The organism is Curtobacterium sp. VKM Ac-2861 (assembly GCF_013204965.1).
Taxonomy (GTDB): Bacteria; Actinomycetota; Actinomycetes; order Actinomycetales; family Microbacteriaceae; genus Curtobacterium.
Genome location: NZ_JABMLA010000004.1, coordinates 292,091 through 307,510, shown reverse-complemented (window position 1 = coordinate 307,510; position 15,420 = coordinate 292,091). Strand labels below are relative to the sequence as shown.

14 protein-coding genes and 1 tRNA gene are annotated in these 15,420 nt (G+C 72.0%); 1 reads left to right on the top strand and 14 read right to left on the bottom strand.

What is annotated here, in order from left to right:
- Positions 1–39: 39 nt before the first annotated feature.
- The 12 genes from HQQ88_RS12390 to rplU all read right to left on the bottom strand — a co-directional run bounded on the left by HQQ88_RS12390 (position 40) and on the right by rplU (position 10,413).
- Positions 40–1,584, bottom strand: a complete 1,545-nt coding sequence (locus tag HQQ88_RS12390) for an anthranilate synthase component I family protein (RefSeq protein ID WP_173169581.1) — start codon at positions 1,582–1,584, stop codon at positions 40–42.
- Positions 1,563–2,486, bottom strand: coding sequence for an aldose 1-epimerase family protein (locus HQQ88_RS12385; RefSeq protein WP_173169580.1), 924 nt, complete (start codon positions 2,484–2,486; stop codon positions 1,563–1,565). Before HQQ88_RS12385 ends, HQQ88_RS12390 begins: the two co-directional genes overlap by 22 nt.
- 78 nt (positions 2,487–2,564) lie before the next feature.
- Positions 2,565–2,640, bottom strand: a tRNA-Ala gene (locus tag HQQ88_RS12380).
- Between the two features lie 108 nt (positions 2,641–2,748).
- Positions 2,749–3,123 carry a ribosome silencing factor gene (gene rsfS, locus HQQ88_RS12375; protein ID WP_111084542.1) on the bottom strand — a complete coding sequence of 125 codons (375 nt, stop codon included), beginning with the start codon at positions 3,121–3,123 and terminating at the stop codon, positions 2,749–2,751.
- A gap of 131 nt (positions 3,124–3,254) precedes the next feature.
- Positions 3,255–4,778, bottom strand: a complete 1,524-nt coding sequence (locus HQQ88_RS12370; protein ID WP_173169579.1) for a hypothetical protein — start codon at positions 4,776–4,778, stop codon at positions 3,255–3,257.
- Positions 4,775–5,374 carry a nicotinate-nucleotide adenylyltransferase gene (nadD, locus tag HQQ88_RS12365; RefSeq protein ID WP_111084540.1) on the bottom strand — a complete coding sequence of 200 codons (600 nt, stop codon included), beginning with the start codon at positions 5,372–5,374 and terminating at the stop codon, positions 4,775–4,777. Before nadD ends, HQQ88_RS12370 begins: the two co-directional genes overlap by 4 nt.
- A gap of 10 nt (positions 5,375–5,384) precedes the next feature.
- Positions 5,385–5,585, bottom strand: coding sequence for a hypothetical protein (locus HQQ88_RS12360; protein ID WP_123293955.1), 201 nt, complete (start codon positions 5,583–5,585; stop codon positions 5,385–5,387).
- A gap of 41 nt (positions 5,586–5,626) precedes the next feature.
- Positions 5,627–6,892: a glutamate-5-semialdehyde dehydrogenase gene (locus HQQ88_RS12355; RefSeq protein ID WP_173169578.1), complete on the bottom strand. Its 1,266-nt coding sequence runs from the start codon at positions 6,890–6,892 to the stop codon at positions 5,627–5,629.
- Between the two features lie 377 nt (positions 6,893–7,269).
- Positions 7,270–8,088, bottom strand: coding sequence for a glutamate 5-kinase (gene proB / locus HQQ88_RS12350; RefSeq protein ID WP_216834657.1), 819 nt, complete (start codon positions 8,086–8,088; stop codon positions 7,270–7,272).
- 7 nt (positions 8,089–8,095) lie between these two features.
- Positions 8,096–9,682, bottom strand: coding sequence for a GTPase ObgE (obgE, locus tag HQQ88_RS12345; protein WP_123293957.1), 1,587 nt, complete (start codon positions 9,680–9,682; stop codon positions 8,096–8,098).
- Positions 9,683–9,840: 158 nt separating this feature from the next.
- Positions 9,841–10,092, bottom strand: coding sequence for a 50S ribosomal protein L27 (gene rpmA, locus HQQ88_RS12340; protein WP_071257351.1), 252 nt, complete (start codon positions 10,090–10,092; stop codon positions 9,841–9,843).
- A gap of 12 nt (positions 10,093–10,104) precedes the next feature.
- Positions 10,105–10,413 carry a 50S ribosomal protein L21 gene (rplU, locus tag HQQ88_RS12335; protein ID WP_111084536.1) on the bottom strand — a complete coding sequence of 103 codons (309 nt, stop codon included), beginning with the start codon at positions 10,411–10,413 and terminating at the stop codon, positions 10,105–10,107.
- A gap of 179 nt (positions 10,414–10,592) precedes the next feature.
- Here rplU and HQQ88_RS12330 point away from each other — a divergent pair, with 179 nt between their 5' ends.
- On the top strand, positions 10,593–10,865 hold the full coding sequence (locus HQQ88_RS12330) for a DUF4031 domain-containing protein (protein WP_123313478.1): 273 nt from the start codon (positions 10,593–10,595) through the stop codon (positions 10,863–10,865).
- A gap of 479 nt (positions 10,866–11,344) precedes the next feature.
- Here the strand turns inward: HQQ88_RS12330 and HQQ88_RS12325 are convergent, their stop codons facing one another.
- Entirely contained in the window at positions 11,345–12,034 is a 690-nt protein-coding gene (locus tag HQQ88_RS12325) for a hypothetical protein (RefSeq protein ID WP_173169577.1), read from the bottom strand.
- A 275-nt stretch (positions 12,035–12,309) separates the two neighbouring features.
- Positions 12,310–15,189 carry an Rne/Rng family ribonuclease gene (locus HQQ88_RS12320; protein WP_173169576.1) on the bottom strand — a complete coding sequence of 960 codons (2,880 nt, stop codon included), beginning with the start codon at positions 15,187–15,189 and terminating at the stop codon, positions 12,310–12,312.
- Positions 15,190–15,420 lie beyond the last annotated feature (231 nt).

Genomic DNA, 15,420 nt, shown 5'->3' with positions numbered 1-15,420 from the left:
CATCCGTGGACAATCGGGTCGAACGCGTGTTCGGTCAGCTCACCACGTCGCCACCGCACCGACCGCGCCGAGCACGGACCGCGTCTTCGTCACGACCTCGTCCGCCTCGTCCGCCGCCACCGACGACCACGTCACCGCTCCCCCGGCCCCGAGCGTCCGCGACCGGACCTCGACCGCACCCACCCCGCCGCCCGAGGCGTCCACCACCGTCACCAGTGTCCGGATGACCACCGACAGGTCGACCGCCCCGCTCGCCGAGAAGTACCCGATCACCCCCGAGTACACCCCGCGCGGCGCGCCCTCGAGCCGGTCGGCGATCGCCATCGCGCTGATCTTCGGCGCGCCGGTCATCGACCCCGGTGGGAACGCCGCCCGCACCACGTCCGCCGGCGACGTCCCCGACGGCAGCACGGCGCCGATCGTCGACACCATCTGGTGCACGCTCGCGTAGGTCTCGACCGCGCACAGCCGTTCGACGTGCACCGACCCGGGGATCGCCGTCCGCAGCAGGTCGTTCCGCAGCAGGTCCACGATCATCACGTTCTCGGCACGGTCCTTGGCGCTCACCGCGAGTTCGTCCCGCACGGCCGCGTCGGCGGCAGCGTCGGCGAGTCGTCGCCGCGTGCCCTTGATCGGTTCCGCCAGCACGGTGCGGTCCGCGGCGATCCGCAGGAACCGCTCCGGCGACCGGCTCGCCACGCGCAGCGGGCCGAGCCGCAGGTACGCACCGAACGGGACGGGGTCCGACGCCCGCATCTGGAGGTACTCATCCAGGTGCGGGTCCGTGCCGGGGCCGACCCGGGCCTCCCGGCCCCTGCCCGGCACGGAGAAGGAGGTGGTGAGACAGACCTGGAACGCGTTGCCCTCGCGGATCTCGGCGCGGCACGCGTCGACGGCGCGTTCGTGGTCAGCTCGCGACGTGCGTCCGACCGCTGACGACACCCCGGCCGGGAGGCCCGTGGCCGCGTCCGCCACGTCGGCCGGCGACGGCGACCCGGTCACCGTCTCGAGCCACGCCCGGTTCTGCGCGCTGGCCGCCGGCTCCGCGTCGGCGACGAGCGTCAGCGCCCAGGCGCCGCCGGTGTGGTCGACGACCACGGCACGGTCCACGAACCGCAGGTCGGCGTCGGCGTGGCCGTCGGCGGTGTGGTCCGGGCCGCCGGACTCGCGACCGAGCTCGTACCCGAGGAACCCGACCCAGCCGAGTGCGAAGCCGCAGCCGGCGATCGGCTCGGGCAGCTGCGGCGTCCGCGCGAGGAGGTCGGCCAGCACGGTGAAGGCCGGAAGGTCGTCGGAGGACGACGAGCCGAACCAGCCGGCAGCGGGCGCGGCGACCTCGACGGACGCCTGCCGGTCCTGGTGGCGGAACCGGGCACGGAACGGCCCGTCCGCCCACGTCAGCACCGACCATCGCGCCCGTGGTCGAGCGGCGTCGGGTGCGCCGTCCGGCAGCGCGGAGTCGAGCCACACCAGGTCGCCCTCGACCGCGGCGGCCAGCGCGCCGAGGTCGGGGACCGGATCGAGCCGGCGGACCTCGATGCGGGCGCCGGCCGACGGACCGGTCAGATCGCGGAGATCGTCCATGCGGCGGCGTGGGACGCACCGGGGGCGAGCACCACGAGATCGCGGTCGACACCGTCGTTGAAGGCGTCGGGGGCGCACGTCATCGGCTCGACCGCCAGCCCGGCGCGGTGGTACTCGGGGACCACGTGGTCGGCCGTGTGCACCTGCACCCACGGGCACTCCGGACCGAAGGTCGCGCGGACACCCCGGCCGTCCGCCGCGGTCAGGGCGATGGTCGCGACCCCGTCGGCGTCGCGGTCGAAGCCGGTGAAGGCGTGGTCGATGAACCGGTCGCCGATGCGTGTGGCGGTGCGCAGGTCGAACTCGTCGTGCACGGGGACCAGGTCGGTCGGGATCAACCGGTCCGGCGTGACCTCGAGCACCTCGGCCGCGGGCAGGGTGAGGGCCCAGTCGTCGACCGTGCCGGCGCCGGCGACCAGGTACGGGTGCGGGCCCGTCCCCCACGGGGCGTCGTCCGCGCCGGAGTTCGTGCCGGTGATCGTCGTGTGCAGCCCGGCGTCGTCCAGCCGGTACTCGACCAGGACCTCGACGCGGTACGGGTAGCCCGCCTGGGCCTGCACGGTGGTGGCGAGCACCACGCGGTCGGACTCCTGCGCCTCGACCCGGAAGTCGGTCCAGGCGACCAGCCCGTGCAGGGCGTGGTGCCGTGCCGGTTCGGTGAGCGCGAGCTCGTGGTCGACACCGCCGAACGAGTACTCGCCGTCGACCACGCGGTTCGGCCACGGAGCGAGGACGGCACCGCGGAACGCCGGTCGGACCTCGTCCGCGGCGAACGGCACGATCAGGTCGCGACCCTCGTGCCGCAGGGTCCGCAGCGTCGCACCGACCGTGGCGATGTCGGCCGTGTACCCGGCGGCGGAGATCGTCAGCGGGGTTCCGGACAGCGGCGCATCGTTGCTCATGCGCTCAGCGTATCGGGCACGTGCGGCCACCCGCACCACGAGGAAACCCCCGCCGTTCCGGGGAACGACGGGGGTTGTTGGTGGATCTGAGGGGACTCGAACCCCTGACCCCCTGCATGCCATGCAGGTGCGCTACCAGCTGCGCCACAGACCCAGATTGTGTTGCTTCCGTGCCGACCGGTTCCCCGGAGGCACCATAGAAGCGTACACCATGCGAACGCCGGGCAACGAAATCGAAGCCGTCACCCGGGCGCGTCGCTGATCAGGCGGTGTGGTCCACCGGGAGCTCGAGCGGGATGGTCGGGCAGTCTGCCCAGAGCCGCTCGAGCGAGTAGTACTGGCGGTCCTCGTCGTGGAAGACGTGCACCACGATGTCGCCGACGTCGATGAGGACCCAGCGGCCCTCGCTCCGGCCTTCGCGGCGGAGGGTCTTGGCGCCGAGCTCGAGGAGGCGCTCCTCGACCGCATCGGCGATGGACTGCACGTTGCGCTCGTTCCGACCGGTTGCGAGCAGGAACACGTCCGTGAGCTGCAACGGCCCGGTCACATCGAGCGCGACGAGGTCCTCGGCCTGCTTGGCGTCCGCCGCGAGAGCGGCGGCCTGCACGAGTTCCAGTGCGCGAGTGGAGGCGGTCACGGATTCCTTCCGGTCGTCGACCCGGCAGGGAGCCGGATCGCTTGATGGGTCACGATCATAAGCCACCCCGCCGACGCGCGGCCAGGCCGCGGCCGACGCAGGTGTCGGGATCGGTGGTTCGGGTCGGGGCGTCAGCCGCCGAAGGTGTGGGTCGTGACGAGCGCGACGATGATGACCGCGGCTGCGGCGACACCGACGGCGCCGACCGTGACGCCGAGGATGAGCGGCGTGCGCGACTCCTTCGGCTTCGCGGCGGCGAGGACGACCTGTCGGGTCGAGGTGTGGCTGGACACCGCGCGGCTGGCGCGCACCGGGCTGGCGTCGGTCTCCGGCTGCTCGTCGTGCTGCTCGAGCAGGCGGTCGACCTCGGCACCGTCGATCGGTCGGTGCGACCCCGTCGAGGACAGCGACGCGGGCAGGTCGATGGACCCGGTGAGGATCACCTCGCCCGTCGCGTTCAGTGCTCCGGTCGGGTCGGCCAGGGCCGAGTTCGGCAGGATGATCGCGTTGGTGTCGGTGACCGCGATCCGGCGGGTGCCGGTCGAGTCGTCGTGCACCTCGGCGTCGTTCGAGCCGTGCGCCTGCTGCGACCAGTGCCCGACGGGCGGCTCGAAGGCCGTCGTCATCGGCTTCGGCTCGGCCGGCCGCTGGAAGGACGCGGGGACCTTCGGAGGGTCGGTCCGTGCGGGCTCCGGGATCGGGACCTCGTTGGTGTCGTCGTCCTCGGGGTCGAGGGACAGCGGGAACACCGCCGGGGTCGACGGCGCGCCGTCCGGGATCCCCGGGAGCGGCGTGGCCGAGGGGTGCTCGGGCGCAGCGACGTCGACCGGTGCGACGGCGTCGGCCTGCGTCTCGTCGGTGCCCGTCTCGTGAGTGCCAGTCGCGTCGCTGCCCGTCTCGTCGGTACCCGTCTCGTCGGTGCCCGTCTGGTCGCTGGACGTCCCTGCGGGAGCCTCGTCTGCGGCCCCGGCTTCGGGCTGTACTTCGGAAGCGTCGTCGGCGGGAGGCGACCACGTCGACCGGTGGCGCCGGGGCTCCTCGGCGTGCGCAGCGGCTTCGTCGAGCGGCTCGATGGCGTCGGGCGACCCGTCCGCCTCGGTGGCCTGGGCGACCGCTGCCTCGTCGAGCACCGTGGGGGTCTCGGAACCGGACGGCTCGTCCGCGGCGCGCGGGCCCGAGGTCGGCTCGATGGTGTCGACCGAGCCGAGGACGTCCTCGACGGTGCGGTCGGAGGACTGCGGCGTGGGGTTCTGCAGCGGGACCGGCAGGACCGCCTGGTTCTCGGCGGCGCGCTGCTGGCGGATCTGGCGGCGGGTCAGACCACCACTGCCGGGCACGATCTCGGTCGCCGAGGCGGGCGGGAACGGCGACACCCCGGCTGCAGGGACGGAGGTCACCGGCACGGAGGGCGCCGAGGCCGGCGTGCCCGTCGGTGCCGACGTGCCCGTCGCGGCGGACGCCGGAGCGGAGGACTGGGCCGGACCGCCGGGAGCGGGTGCCACGTGCGAACCGGGCCGAGGACGGGGTTCCGTCGACTCGGCGGGTGCGGCGACGGTCGGCGGCGGCGTCGCGGGCTGCGAACCGGCTGCTGCGGCACGCTCCCGCTCGCGCGCCTGGCGCCGCGACAGGGGCGGCTGCGCGTCGGACGAACTCATGCAACGCTCCGATACAGGTGGTGCTTGGAGATGTACTGGACGACCCCGTCGGGGACCAGGTACCAGACGGGGGAACCACGTCTCACCCGGTCGCGGCAGTCGGTCGACGAGATGGCCAGTGCGGGGACTTCGAGCAAGCTTACGTCTCGCTCGGGGAGTCCGCTGATGCTCAGGTCGTGTCCCGGACGCGTCACGGCGACGAAGTGCGCGAGGTCCCAGAGACCATCATGGTCTTTCCAGTCGACAATCTGCTGAACGGCGTCTGCGCCCGAGATGAAGACGAGCTGCGCGTCAGGCCGCTGTTCGTGCAGGTCGCGGAGCGTGTCGACCGTGTACGTCGGGCCGGGGCGGTCGATGTCGACGCGGCTCACCGTGAACATCGGGTTGGACGCGGTCGCGATGACCGTCATCAGGTAGCGGTGCTCGGCATCCGTGACGCCGGACTTCATGTACGGCTGACCGGTGGGGACGAACACGACCTCGTCCAGGTCGAACGCCCGAGCGACCTCGGACGCCGCGACGAGGTGACCGTGGTGGATGGGGTCGAACGTGCCGCCCATCACCCCGATGCGCGGTCGTCCGGTGCTCTCGAGCATCGCGTGCAGTTCAGCTCTTGGTGTGACCGAACTCGTCGACACCCGTCTCGTGGTGGCGGGTGGCCTCGAACTTCTGCGAGTGGCGGTAGGCCACGTCGCGGAAGCTCCAGGTGACGAAGCCCAGGAAGATGAAGAACAGCGCGCCGACGAGCGGGAACACGAACGCCGGGGCCCCGGAGGCGTGCTCCGCAGCTTCTGCGAGGAAGGTCATCGTTCGGTGCTCCGTTCGGTCGGGGAAAGACGCCGTTCAGTCTAGCCGCGGATCTGGCCGTTCCCGCGCACGATCCACTTGGTGCTCGTGAGCTCCGGCAGCCCCATCGGGCCACGCGCGTGCAGCTTCTGCGTCGAGATGCCCACCTCGGCGCCGAAGCCGAACTCCCCGCCGTCGGTGAAGCGCGTCGACGCGTTCACCATCACGACCGCCGAGTCGACCGCCGCCAGGAACCGTTCGGCCGTGTCGACGTCGTTCGTGACGATCGACTCGGTGTGGTGGGTGGACCAGCGCGCGATGTGTGCCATCGCGGCGTCGACGTCCGGCACGACGCGGATCGACAGGTCGAGGTCCATCGACTCGGTCGCCCAGTCCTCGTCGGTGGCGCGCAGCACGCCCGGCACGATCGCCCGCGTGGCGTCGTCGCCGCGCAGCGTGACACCGGAGGCACGGAGCCGGTCCGCGAGCACGGGCAGCAGCCGCTCGGCCGCCCGCTCGTGCACCAGGAGGGTCTCGAGGGCGTTGCAGACGCTCGGCCGCTGCACCTTGCTGTTCAGGACGATGTCGACGGCGCGCTGCTCGGGGGCCGACGCGTCGAGGAACACGTGCACCACGCCGGCACCGGTCTCGATCACGGGCACCTGCGACTCGGTGACGACGGTCTGGATGAGCGAGGCGCTGCCGCGCGGGATGAGCACGTCGACCAGGCCGCGGGCGCGCATGAGCTCGGTGGCTCCGGCACGGCCGAACTCGTCGATGGTCTGCACGAGCTCGCGCGGCAGGCCGACCGACTCGACGGCGTCCTGGATGCGGGCCACGAGCACGGCGTTCGTCCGCTGGGCCGCCGATCCCCCGCGGAGCACGACCGCGTTGCCGGACTTCAGCGCGAGCGAGGCGATGTCGACCGTGACGTTCGGTCGTGCCTCGTAGATGGCACCGACGACCCCGAACGGCACCCGCACCTGGGTGAGCTGCAGGCCGTTCGGCAGCAGCGAGCCCCGCAGGTGCTCCCCCACCGGGTCCTGCAGGCCGACGACGTCCTCGACGGCCGTGGCCAGCGCCTCGATGCGTGCGGGGTCGAGCCGGAGTCGGTCGACGAGACCGGAGGACAGGCCGCTCTCCTCACCCGCGACCAGGTCACCGTGGTTCGCGGCGACGATCTCGTCGGTGGCAGCACGGACCCCGGCGGCGATCGCCACCAGGGCGGCGTCCTTGACCGCCGTCGTCGCGGTCGCCAGCGCCGACGAGGCGGTGCGGGCAGCCACGAGCGTGTCGGTCAGGGTCGGGGCGGGCGCGATCGACGACATGGACCGATTCTAGGTCCGCTCGTCGGCCCGTGACGGGCCTGACGCCGTCTCGCCGGCCGACCGGTCACGACACGTTGCACCACGACCGCCGAGCGGTCGCACCGCGTCGCCTCGCGCCGACCCCGTCGACCGGTCCCGACCGTTCGACGCAGTCCGTCGGTGCGTCGTGACCGCCTGGAGGCCCGGCACCGGTCCCCGGGACCCGCGCCGGGCCTCCAGGCGGTCGCGTTCACCACGCCGACCGGTCACGACACGTCGTCCTGCGCCACGCGAGCGGTCGCCGATCGTCGCTCCGCGACGCCCGCGCCGACGGTCCCTGACCGGTCGGCGCCGTCCCGGCGGCGAGTCGTGACCGCTCCGAGCGCGTCCGACCCGTGTCAGGGACGCGGCGCGGCGTGGAACCAGGTGCCGACGTGCTCGCCCGACAGGGCGCGGTCGACGAGGGCCGTGGCGGTCACCAGGACCGACGTGCCCGACTCGGCCGCGAGCCGCGCAGCCGCGACCTTGGTCCCTGCTCCCCCGGTCCCCACGCCGGACTTGCCGACGGAGCCGAAGGTGACGCCGGCCAGCTCGTCGCCGAACGGTACCTCGTCGATGCGCTCGGCGCCGGGCTGCTCCGGAGGCTTCGTGTACAGGGCCTCGACGTCGGACAGCAGCACCAGGGCGTCGGCACCGAGCAGCCGCGCCACCAGGGCGGCGAGCCGGTCGTTGTCGCCGAAGCGGATCTCGTGCGTGGCGACCGTGTCGTTCTCGTTCACGATCGGCAGCACCCGCAGGGCGAGCAGCCGGTCGATGGCGCGCTGCGCGTTGACCCGGTGCGTGGGGTTCTGCAGGTCGCCGGCGGTCAGCAGGATCTGCGCCGCGACGACCCGGTGCCGGTCGAGTTCCTTCTGGTACCGGAACATCAGGACGTTCTGGCCGGTGGCCGCCGCCGCCTGCTGCGTGGCGAGGTCGTCGGGACGGCCCTCGAGCCCGAGGAACGGGAACCCGGTCGCGATCGCACCGGACGACACGAGCACGACCTCGGTGCCACGGCCGTAGGCGCTGGCCAGGGCGTCCACCAGCGGACCGATCTGGCCGGCGGCGTCACCGCTGACCGAGGACGAGCCGACCTTGACCACGATCCGCCGCGCACGCGGGATGTCCTCTCGCCGGGTGACGGGTCCGAGGTCGGTGCGGGCGGTCGTGTCGGTCATGCCGCGGTCAGTCCTTCTGGTCGCTGGTCTCGAAGTCGCCGGTCTCGACGCCGGTCTCGGGGTCGCCGGTCTCGAGGTCGTCGCTGGTGACGACCTCGTCGTTCACCCAGAGGCCGGACACACGCTCCTGCTCGAGCTCCGCACGTGCGGCGGCCTTGGCGTCCATCCGCTCGAAGTACTCCTCGCGACGCTCGTTGCGGGTCGGACGCGAGGTCGCACCGATGCGGGCGTCGGTCCCGCGCGCGCTCGTGATGAGCTCCGCGGTGGACGTGAGCGTCGGCTCCCAGTCGAAGACCATGCCGCCGTCGCCACCGATCACGACGGTCGAACCGGCGACCGCGCCGGCCTTGAACAGGCCGTCCTCGACGCCGAGCTTCGCGAGCCGGTCGGCCAGGAACCCGATCGCCTCTTCGTTGGTGAAGTCAGTCTGCTGGATCCAGCGCTCCGGCTTCGCGCCGCGGACGCGGAAGAAGCGGTGCTCCTCGCCGCCCTCGGCACGGACCGTGAAGCCCTGGTCGTTGACCGCACGGGGGCGGATGACGATGCGCTCGACGACGGGCTCGGCCGCGCGCTTGGCACGACCCTGCTCGACGACCTCGGCCAACGCGAAGGTCAGCTCACGCAGACCCTTGTGCGACGCCGTGGAGATCGGGAACACGCGGTAGCCACGGCCCTCGAGCTCGGCGGTGACGAACTCGGCGAGCTCCGCGGCGTCCGGTACGTCGATCTTGTTGAGCGCGATGAGCTGCGGACGCTCGAGCAGCGGCACCTGGCCCTCGGGGACCGGGTAGCGCTCGAGCTCGCCGAGGATGACGTCGAGGTCGCTGATCGGGTCGCGGCCCGGGTCCATCGTCGCGCAGTCGATGACGTGCAGCAGGGCTTCGCAGCGCTCGACGTGCCGCAGGAACTCGAGGCCGAGGCCCTTGCCCTCCGACGCGCCCTCGATCAGCCCGGGGACGTCCGCGACCGTGAAGCGGCTCTCGCCCGACTCGACGACGCCGAGGTTCGGGGTGAGCGTGGTGAAGGGGTAGTCGGCGATCTTCGGCTTCGCGGCCGAGATCGCTGCGATGAGCGAGGACTTGCCGGCGCTCGGGAACCCGACGAGGGCGACGTCGGCGATGGTCTTCAGCTCGAGGCTGATGTCACCCGCCCAGCCCTCGGTGCCGAGGAGCGCGAAGCCGGGGGCCTTGCGCTTGGTGGTGGAGAGCGCCGCGTTGCCGAGGCCGCCCTGGCCACCGGGGGCCACGACGACGCGCATGCCGGGCTCGGTCAGGTCGGCGATGACCTCGCCGGCCTCGTCGTACACGACGGTGCCGATCGGGAGCGGGAGCTCCTGGACCTCGCCGCTGACGCCGCTGCGGTGGTCGCCCATGCCCGGCTGACCGTTCTTGGACGAACGGTGCGGCGAGCGGTGGTAGCCGAGCAACGTGGTGACCTGCGGGTCGGCCACGAGCACGATGTCGCCGCCGTCACCGCCGTTGCCACCGTCGGGCCCGGCGAGGGGCTTGAACTTCTCACGGCGGACCGAGACGCAACCGTTGCCGCCCTTCCCCGCGCTGAGGTGCAGGGTCACGCGGTCGACGAAGGTCGCCATGGTTCCACTCCTGGAAGATCGTTGCGCCGACGAGATCCGTCAGCGCGTTGTGCCGACGTGATCCGTTGGCGCGTTGTGCCGACGTGATCCGTCGGCGGGAAAAGCGAAGGAGGGGCGGGCACTCGGCCCGCCCCTCCCGCTGAAGCTGATCGTCGCGACTACGCGTTGACGATGTTGATGACCTTGCGGCCACCCTTGGTGCCGAACTCGACCGAACCGGCCGAGAGGGCGAACAGCGTGTCGTCGCCACCGCGGCCGACGTTGGCGCCCGGGTGGAAGTGGGTGCCACGCTGGCGGATGATGATCTCACCGGCGTTGACGACCTCGCCACCGAAGCGCTTCACGCCGAGGCGCTGTGCGTTCGAGTCACGACCGTTGCGAGTGGAACTCGCACCCTTCTTGTGTGCCATGAGCTGACTCCCTTACGCGATCTTGGTGATCTTGACGCGGGTCAGTTCAGCGCGGAAACCCTGGCGCTTCTTGTACCCGGTCTTGTTCTTGAACTTCTGGATGATGACCTTCGGACCGCGCAGGTCGTCGAGCACCTCGGCGGTGACGGTCACGTTGACGAGCTCGGAAGCCGCCGACGTGATCTTGTCACCGTCCACGAGGAGCACGGGGGCGAGGTCGATGTTGCCCTTGTCGTCCGCCTTGACACGGTCGACGGTCAGGATGGTGCCGACCTCGACCTTTTCCTGACGGCCGCCGGCGCGCACTACTGCGTAAACCACGTGGAAATCCTTACGTAACTCTGCTTGAGGGAAGTCTCGGGTGCCCACTTCTGCACGAGCGGCTCCCGGAAGGCCGGGCCCGATCGGCGACGCAGGCAGAACGGCCCGCTGACACCAGGGATCGAGAATACTCGATCCCCATGGGTCCGGTCAAACGGCGACACACGTACGATTGCACGGTGACCGTGTTGATCGACCCACCGACGTGGCCCGCTCACGACACTCTGTGGTCGCACCTCGTCAGTGATGAATCCTACGCGGAACTCCACGCGTTCGCTGCACGCGCCGGTGTGCCGCGTCGTGCGTTCGACCACGACCACTACGACGTGCCGCTCGCGAAGTACGACGAACTGGTCGCCGCGGGGGCCTCTGCGGTGTCCGGTCGGGAGCTCGTGCTGCGGCTCATCCGCAGCGGCCTGCGTGTGGCGCAGCGCGACAAGCGCGCCCACTGACGCGCCGCGCACGTGCGTCCGGCACGCATGGTGCGAGGTTCTGGACTCGGTGCGGCGCACGCCGGCTCCCACGGCGTCCGGAACCTCGCACGGTACGGACAGGAGGGCCGGCGCACGCCTGCCACGCCCGTCCTGTCGCACGGTGCGGGGCCGCGTCTCGGGCACGTGCGCACGGTGCGAGGTTGCGTCTCGGGCACGTGCGCACCGTGCGAGGTTGCCCACAGCGTGCGAGGTCGGCAGCACGGTGCGTCGCCAGAGGCTCGCACCGTGCCGCGGCCGCTGCACCGCCCGGAGAACCTCGCACGGTGCGGCGACAGGCGGACGCCGCACCGCGCAGGACCGTGCATGACCGCGGTCGCGTTTCGGGCATGTGCGCACGGTGCGAGGTTGGCCACACGGTGCGAGGTACGAAGGCCGCACGATGTGGTCAACCTCGCACCGTGCAGCGCCCGCACGCCCGCACGAGCGACGACGCGAGGTCAGCGGGGCGCTGGACCGCCCCAGGGGGCTGCCGGCGGCTGCTGCTGGTCCGGACGGGGCTGTGCGCCGTACTGGCCGCCGTACTGCCCGTGGGGGTCCGGCTGGACCAGACCCTGTCCGTACGGGCCTTGCTGCGGCTGCTGCGGCCCCGGCTGCACGGTCGCGGGCGGGACGGCGTCGGCGGGCCGTACCGTCCCCGGCAGGCCGGACGTCGGCGCGGGGCCACGGTTCCGTCGCGGGCGCCCGAGCCACAGCCACGCCGCGGTCGCACTCGCCAGGAGCATCACCGTGAACGGCACGCCGTTGCGGAGCGGGTTCGTGACGACGTCGATGACCAGGCGCGACCCGCCCGAGGTGATCGCGCCGAACGCCCCCGTGAAGACACCGACGAGCGCGAGGGCGATCGTCCCGGCAGCCCCGGCGAGCACCGCACGGAGCAGCACGGTCGGCAGCGGACTGCGGCGGGCGATCGGCGTCAGGAACGCCAGCGCCAGGAACGCCCCCGCGTAGAACGGGAACGGCGCCAGGAACACCGAGGCGATGAAGCTGCCGACCAGGCTGGCCCCCGCGCCGTAGTGCGCGAACGGGCTGACGACGAGCGACGTCCCGATGAGCCCGACGATGCCGGACACGAACTCGACCAGCACGAGGGACACCACGGCGATGAGCGCCCCGGCGGTGTTGTTCACCGAGGCGCCGGGCGCGAAGGCCCGACGTGGATCAGCCGGTGCACGCGGCGGTCGCGGCGGGGCGTAGGGCACCCCGGCAGTGGGCTGGACGCCGTGCGGCGGCTGCCCAACAGGCTGCCCGCCAGGTTGCCCACCGTACGGCGGCTGCCCACCAGGCTGCCCACCGTACGGCGGCGCGGAACCGCCGGCTCCCCCGGGTCCGGGCGGTGCGGGCTGCTGCCAGCCTGCACCGTAGTACCCACGACCCTGCTGCGGGTCACCGGGGTTCGTCATGCTCAGTTCCCCAGGATGACGGAGCCGTCGGTGTCCTCGCCGGCTGCACCCTCGGTCGTGGCCGGGGCACTGATGCTCGGCGACGACACCCGGCGGGACCGCGAACGACCCTGACCCGGCTGCTTCGGCTCGGGCAGCGCCTGGAGCACGGAGTCCAACAGCGACTCGGCGTCCGGGGCGACCTGACGCGGCTCGCGCTTCGGGGCGGCGTTGAGCGGGATGTCCAGGATCGCGACCGTGTTGTCGGTCGGGGTCACCGTCGCGCTGGAGCTGACCCGACGGCGGGCCGGGGCCTTGGCCTTCGGCTCGGCGGCAGGAGCAGCAGCCTCGGCGACCGCCTGCTTCGGCGCAGCCTGCTTCGGCTGGTCGCGCTTCGGCTCGGCCTGCTTCGGCTCGACAGCGGCCTCCGCCTCGACTGCGACGGGCGCCGACTCGGCGACCTCGGTGGCTTCGGTCGCGGCAGCGTTCGACTGCTCACCGCTCCGTCCACCACGGCCACCACGGCGCCGACGCTTCGACCCGCTGGGCTGTTCGCCCGATCCGGAGTCGTCGGACGCGGACGTCGCCGCGGGGACGTCGGCCGAGGTCGGTGCCTCCGCCGAGGTCGGCGATGCCGGCGAGTCCTCGTGCGGGATCGTCGAGGCGGCGATCCGCGACAGCGCGCTCTTCACGTCGTCGGTGATCTGGTGCGCCTGGCTCGACTGCCCGTTCGACGAACCGGAACCCGAGCCACCGCCGGAGTTGCCCCCGCCGTTGCCGTGCCCGTTGCCACCGTTGCCGTTGCTGCCGTTACCGTTGCCACCGGCACCGCTGCGTCCCTTGCGACGCCCCTTGCTCGGGCCCGGGTCGGCGTTGTTGTCGTTGACCTTCGCGTTGACCTCGTCGAGCGACTCGCGCAGGCCGACGCCGATCTTCTTGCGGGTCATCTGCACGAGGCCGAGCGAGGTGACCTCGGCGACCTGGTGCTTCGTGCGGTCGCGGCTCAGGCACTCGATCAGGCGACGGAGCACGAGGTCGCGGTTCTCCTCGAGCACCATGTCGATGAAGTCGACGACGATGATGCCGCCGATGTCGCGCAGGCGGAGCTGGCGGACGAGTTCCTCGGCGGCCTCGAGGTTGTTCTTCGTGACCGTCTCCTCGAGGTTGCCCCCGGAGCCGACGAACTTGCCCGTGTTGACGTCGACGACCGTCATGGCCTCGGTGCGGTCGATGACGAGCGAACCACCGGAGGGCAGCCAGACCTTGCGGTCGAGCGCCTTGTCGATCTGCTCGTTCAGGCGGTACTCCTCGAAGGAGTCCGGGCCCTCGTAGCGGACGACGCGGTCCTTCAGGTCGGGCGCGACGGCCGACAGGTACTCGTCGATGGTGCCGCCGGCGGCCTCGCCGTCGATGATGAGCTTCGTGAAGTCCTCGTTGAAGACGTCACGCACGATCTTGACGAGCAGGTCCGGCTCCGAGTGCAGCATCACCGGGGCCTGGCCACCGGCGACCTTCTTCTGGATGGCCTCCCACTGGCTGGTCAGGCGCTGCACGTCGCGGGTGAGCTGCTCCTCGGTCGCACCTTCGGCAGCGGTGCGCACGATGACGCCCGCGTGCTCCGGCAGGACCTCTTTCAGGATCTTCTTCAGGCGCGCACGCTCGGTGTCGGGCAGCTTGCGCGAGATCCCGTTCATCGAGCCGTTCGGCACGTAGACCAGGTAGCGACCGGGCAGCGAGACCTGGCTGGTCAGGCGGGCGCCCTTGTGGCCGACGGGGTCCTTCGTGACCTGGACCAGGACCTTGTCGCCCGGCTTGAGCGCGGCCTCGATGCGACGGCCGTGGCTGGTGTCGACCGAGTTCCAGTCGACCTCGCCGGCGTACAGCACGGCGTTGCGGCCGCGGCCGATGTCGACGAAGGCGGCCTCCATCGACGGCAGGACGTTCTGCACCTTGCCGAGGTAGACGTTGCCGATCAGCGACACGTTCTCGGACTTGGTGATGTAGTGCTCGGCGAGGATGCCGTCCTCGAGCACGCCGATCTCGATGGTCGACGAGCTGGAGCGCACGATCATCTGGCGGTCGACGCTCTCGCGGCGGGCGAGGAACTCGTCCTCGCTCACGACCTGGCGGCGGCGTCCGGCGTCACGGCCGTCGCGGCGGCGCTGCTTCTTCGCCTCGAGCCGGGTCGAGCCCTTGATGCGCTGCGGCTCGGTGATGAGCTCGGGCTCGCGGCGGCGGGGCTCCTGGTGGTCGCGCGGCTCACGCGGCGCACGGGCCTCGCGGTCGGCGCTGCTCCCCCGACGACGCGAGCGCCGGCGGGATCCGCCCTGCTCCTCGCGGTCCTCGGAGTCGTACCGGTCATCGCGGTCGAACCGGTCCTCGCGCTCCAAGCGGTCGGAGCGCTCGTAGCGGTCGTCCTCGTCGCGCTCGTACCGCGCGGCACGGCGCGGCAGCTCCGGCAGGACGGGAGCGTGGAAGATCAGGCTGAGCGTGCTCGTCGCCTTCGGGACGAACGGCTCGGCTGGGGCGGCGGGTTCGCTCGCCTCGGCCGTCGGCTCGGTCTCGGTCGGACGGGAGGCACCACTCGGCTCCGCCACGTCGGCTGCGGGCTCGGTCGGCTCGGCCGTGACCACCGGCAGGTCGCCGGTCAGCGTGCTCACGTCGTCCGGCTCGGCGCTCTGCGCGGAGACGGCCTCGACCGCGACGGACACGGCTTCTGCCCGTGCCCCGTCCGCCGGTGCCCCGTCCGTCAGCGCGAGGGGCTCGTCGACGGCCGGCACCTGCACGGCGTCGGCCGTGACCTGCTGGCCGGACGACCGGGCGCGGCGTCCGCCGAACAGGCGGGTCCGACGCTTCGGGGCGTTCTCGTCGTTGGTCGTGTTGTCGTTGTTCTGCTCCACCATGGACTGGCGCACTCCTCGGCCCCACTCGCACCCTTGTCAGGCGGCGGGAATTCTTTGGTTGTGGCGGTGGCGTCGACGCCCCGCGCTCGCTGTCTTCGTGATCGGTCTGCGTCAACTTCTCGTTGCGTCCGCTGCCGTTCCGGTCCGGGCACCCGGCCCGGGTCGGCTCGGCGTCGGAGTGACGCTGTCCCGACCACGGTGCGCTCTCACCGCACCTGATCGTCCGGACAC

Bases quoted from the DNA above. Each gene is read 5' to 3' on its own strand.
- proB (WP_216834657.1), bottom strand. From the start codon at position 8,088: ATGACCGACACGACCGCCCGCACCGACCTCGGACCCGTCACCCGGCGA.
- obgE (WP_123293957.1), bottom strand. From the start codon at position 9,682: ATGGCGACCTTCGTCGACCGCGTGACCCTGCACCTCAGCGCGGGGAAG.
- HQQ88_RS12370 (WP_173169579.1), bottom strand. From the start codon at position 4,778: ATGAGTTCGTCCGACGCGCAGCCGCCCCTGTCGCGGCGCCAGGCGCGC.
- rpmA (WP_071257351.1), bottom strand. From the start codon at position 10,092: ATGGCACACAAGAAGGGTGCGAGTTCCACTCGCAACGGTCGTGACTCG.
- HQQ88_RS12320 (WP_173169576.1), bottom strand. From the start codon at position 15,189: ATGGTGGAGCAGAACAACGACAACACGACCAACGACGAGAACGCCCCG.
- HQQ88_RS12360 (WP_123293955.1), bottom strand. From the start codon at position 5,585: ATGACCTTCCTCGCAGAAGCTGCGGAGCACGCCTCCGGGGCCCCGGCG.
- HQQ88_RS12355 (WP_173169578.1), bottom strand. From the start codon at position 6,892: ATGTCGTCGATCGCGCCCGCCCCGACCCTGACCGACACGCTCGTGGCT.
- HQQ88_RS12390 (WP_173169581.1), bottom strand. From the start codon at position 1,584: ATGGACGATCTCCGCGATCTGACCGGTCCGTCGGCCGGCGCCCGCATC.
- HQQ88_RS12385 (WP_173169580.1), bottom strand. From the start codon at position 2,486: ATGAGCAACGATGCGCCGCTGTCCGGAACCCCGCTGACGATCTCCGCC.
- nadD (WP_111084540.1), bottom strand. From the start codon at position 5,374: ATGCTCGAGAGCACCGGACGACCGCGCATCGGGGTGATGGGCGGCACG.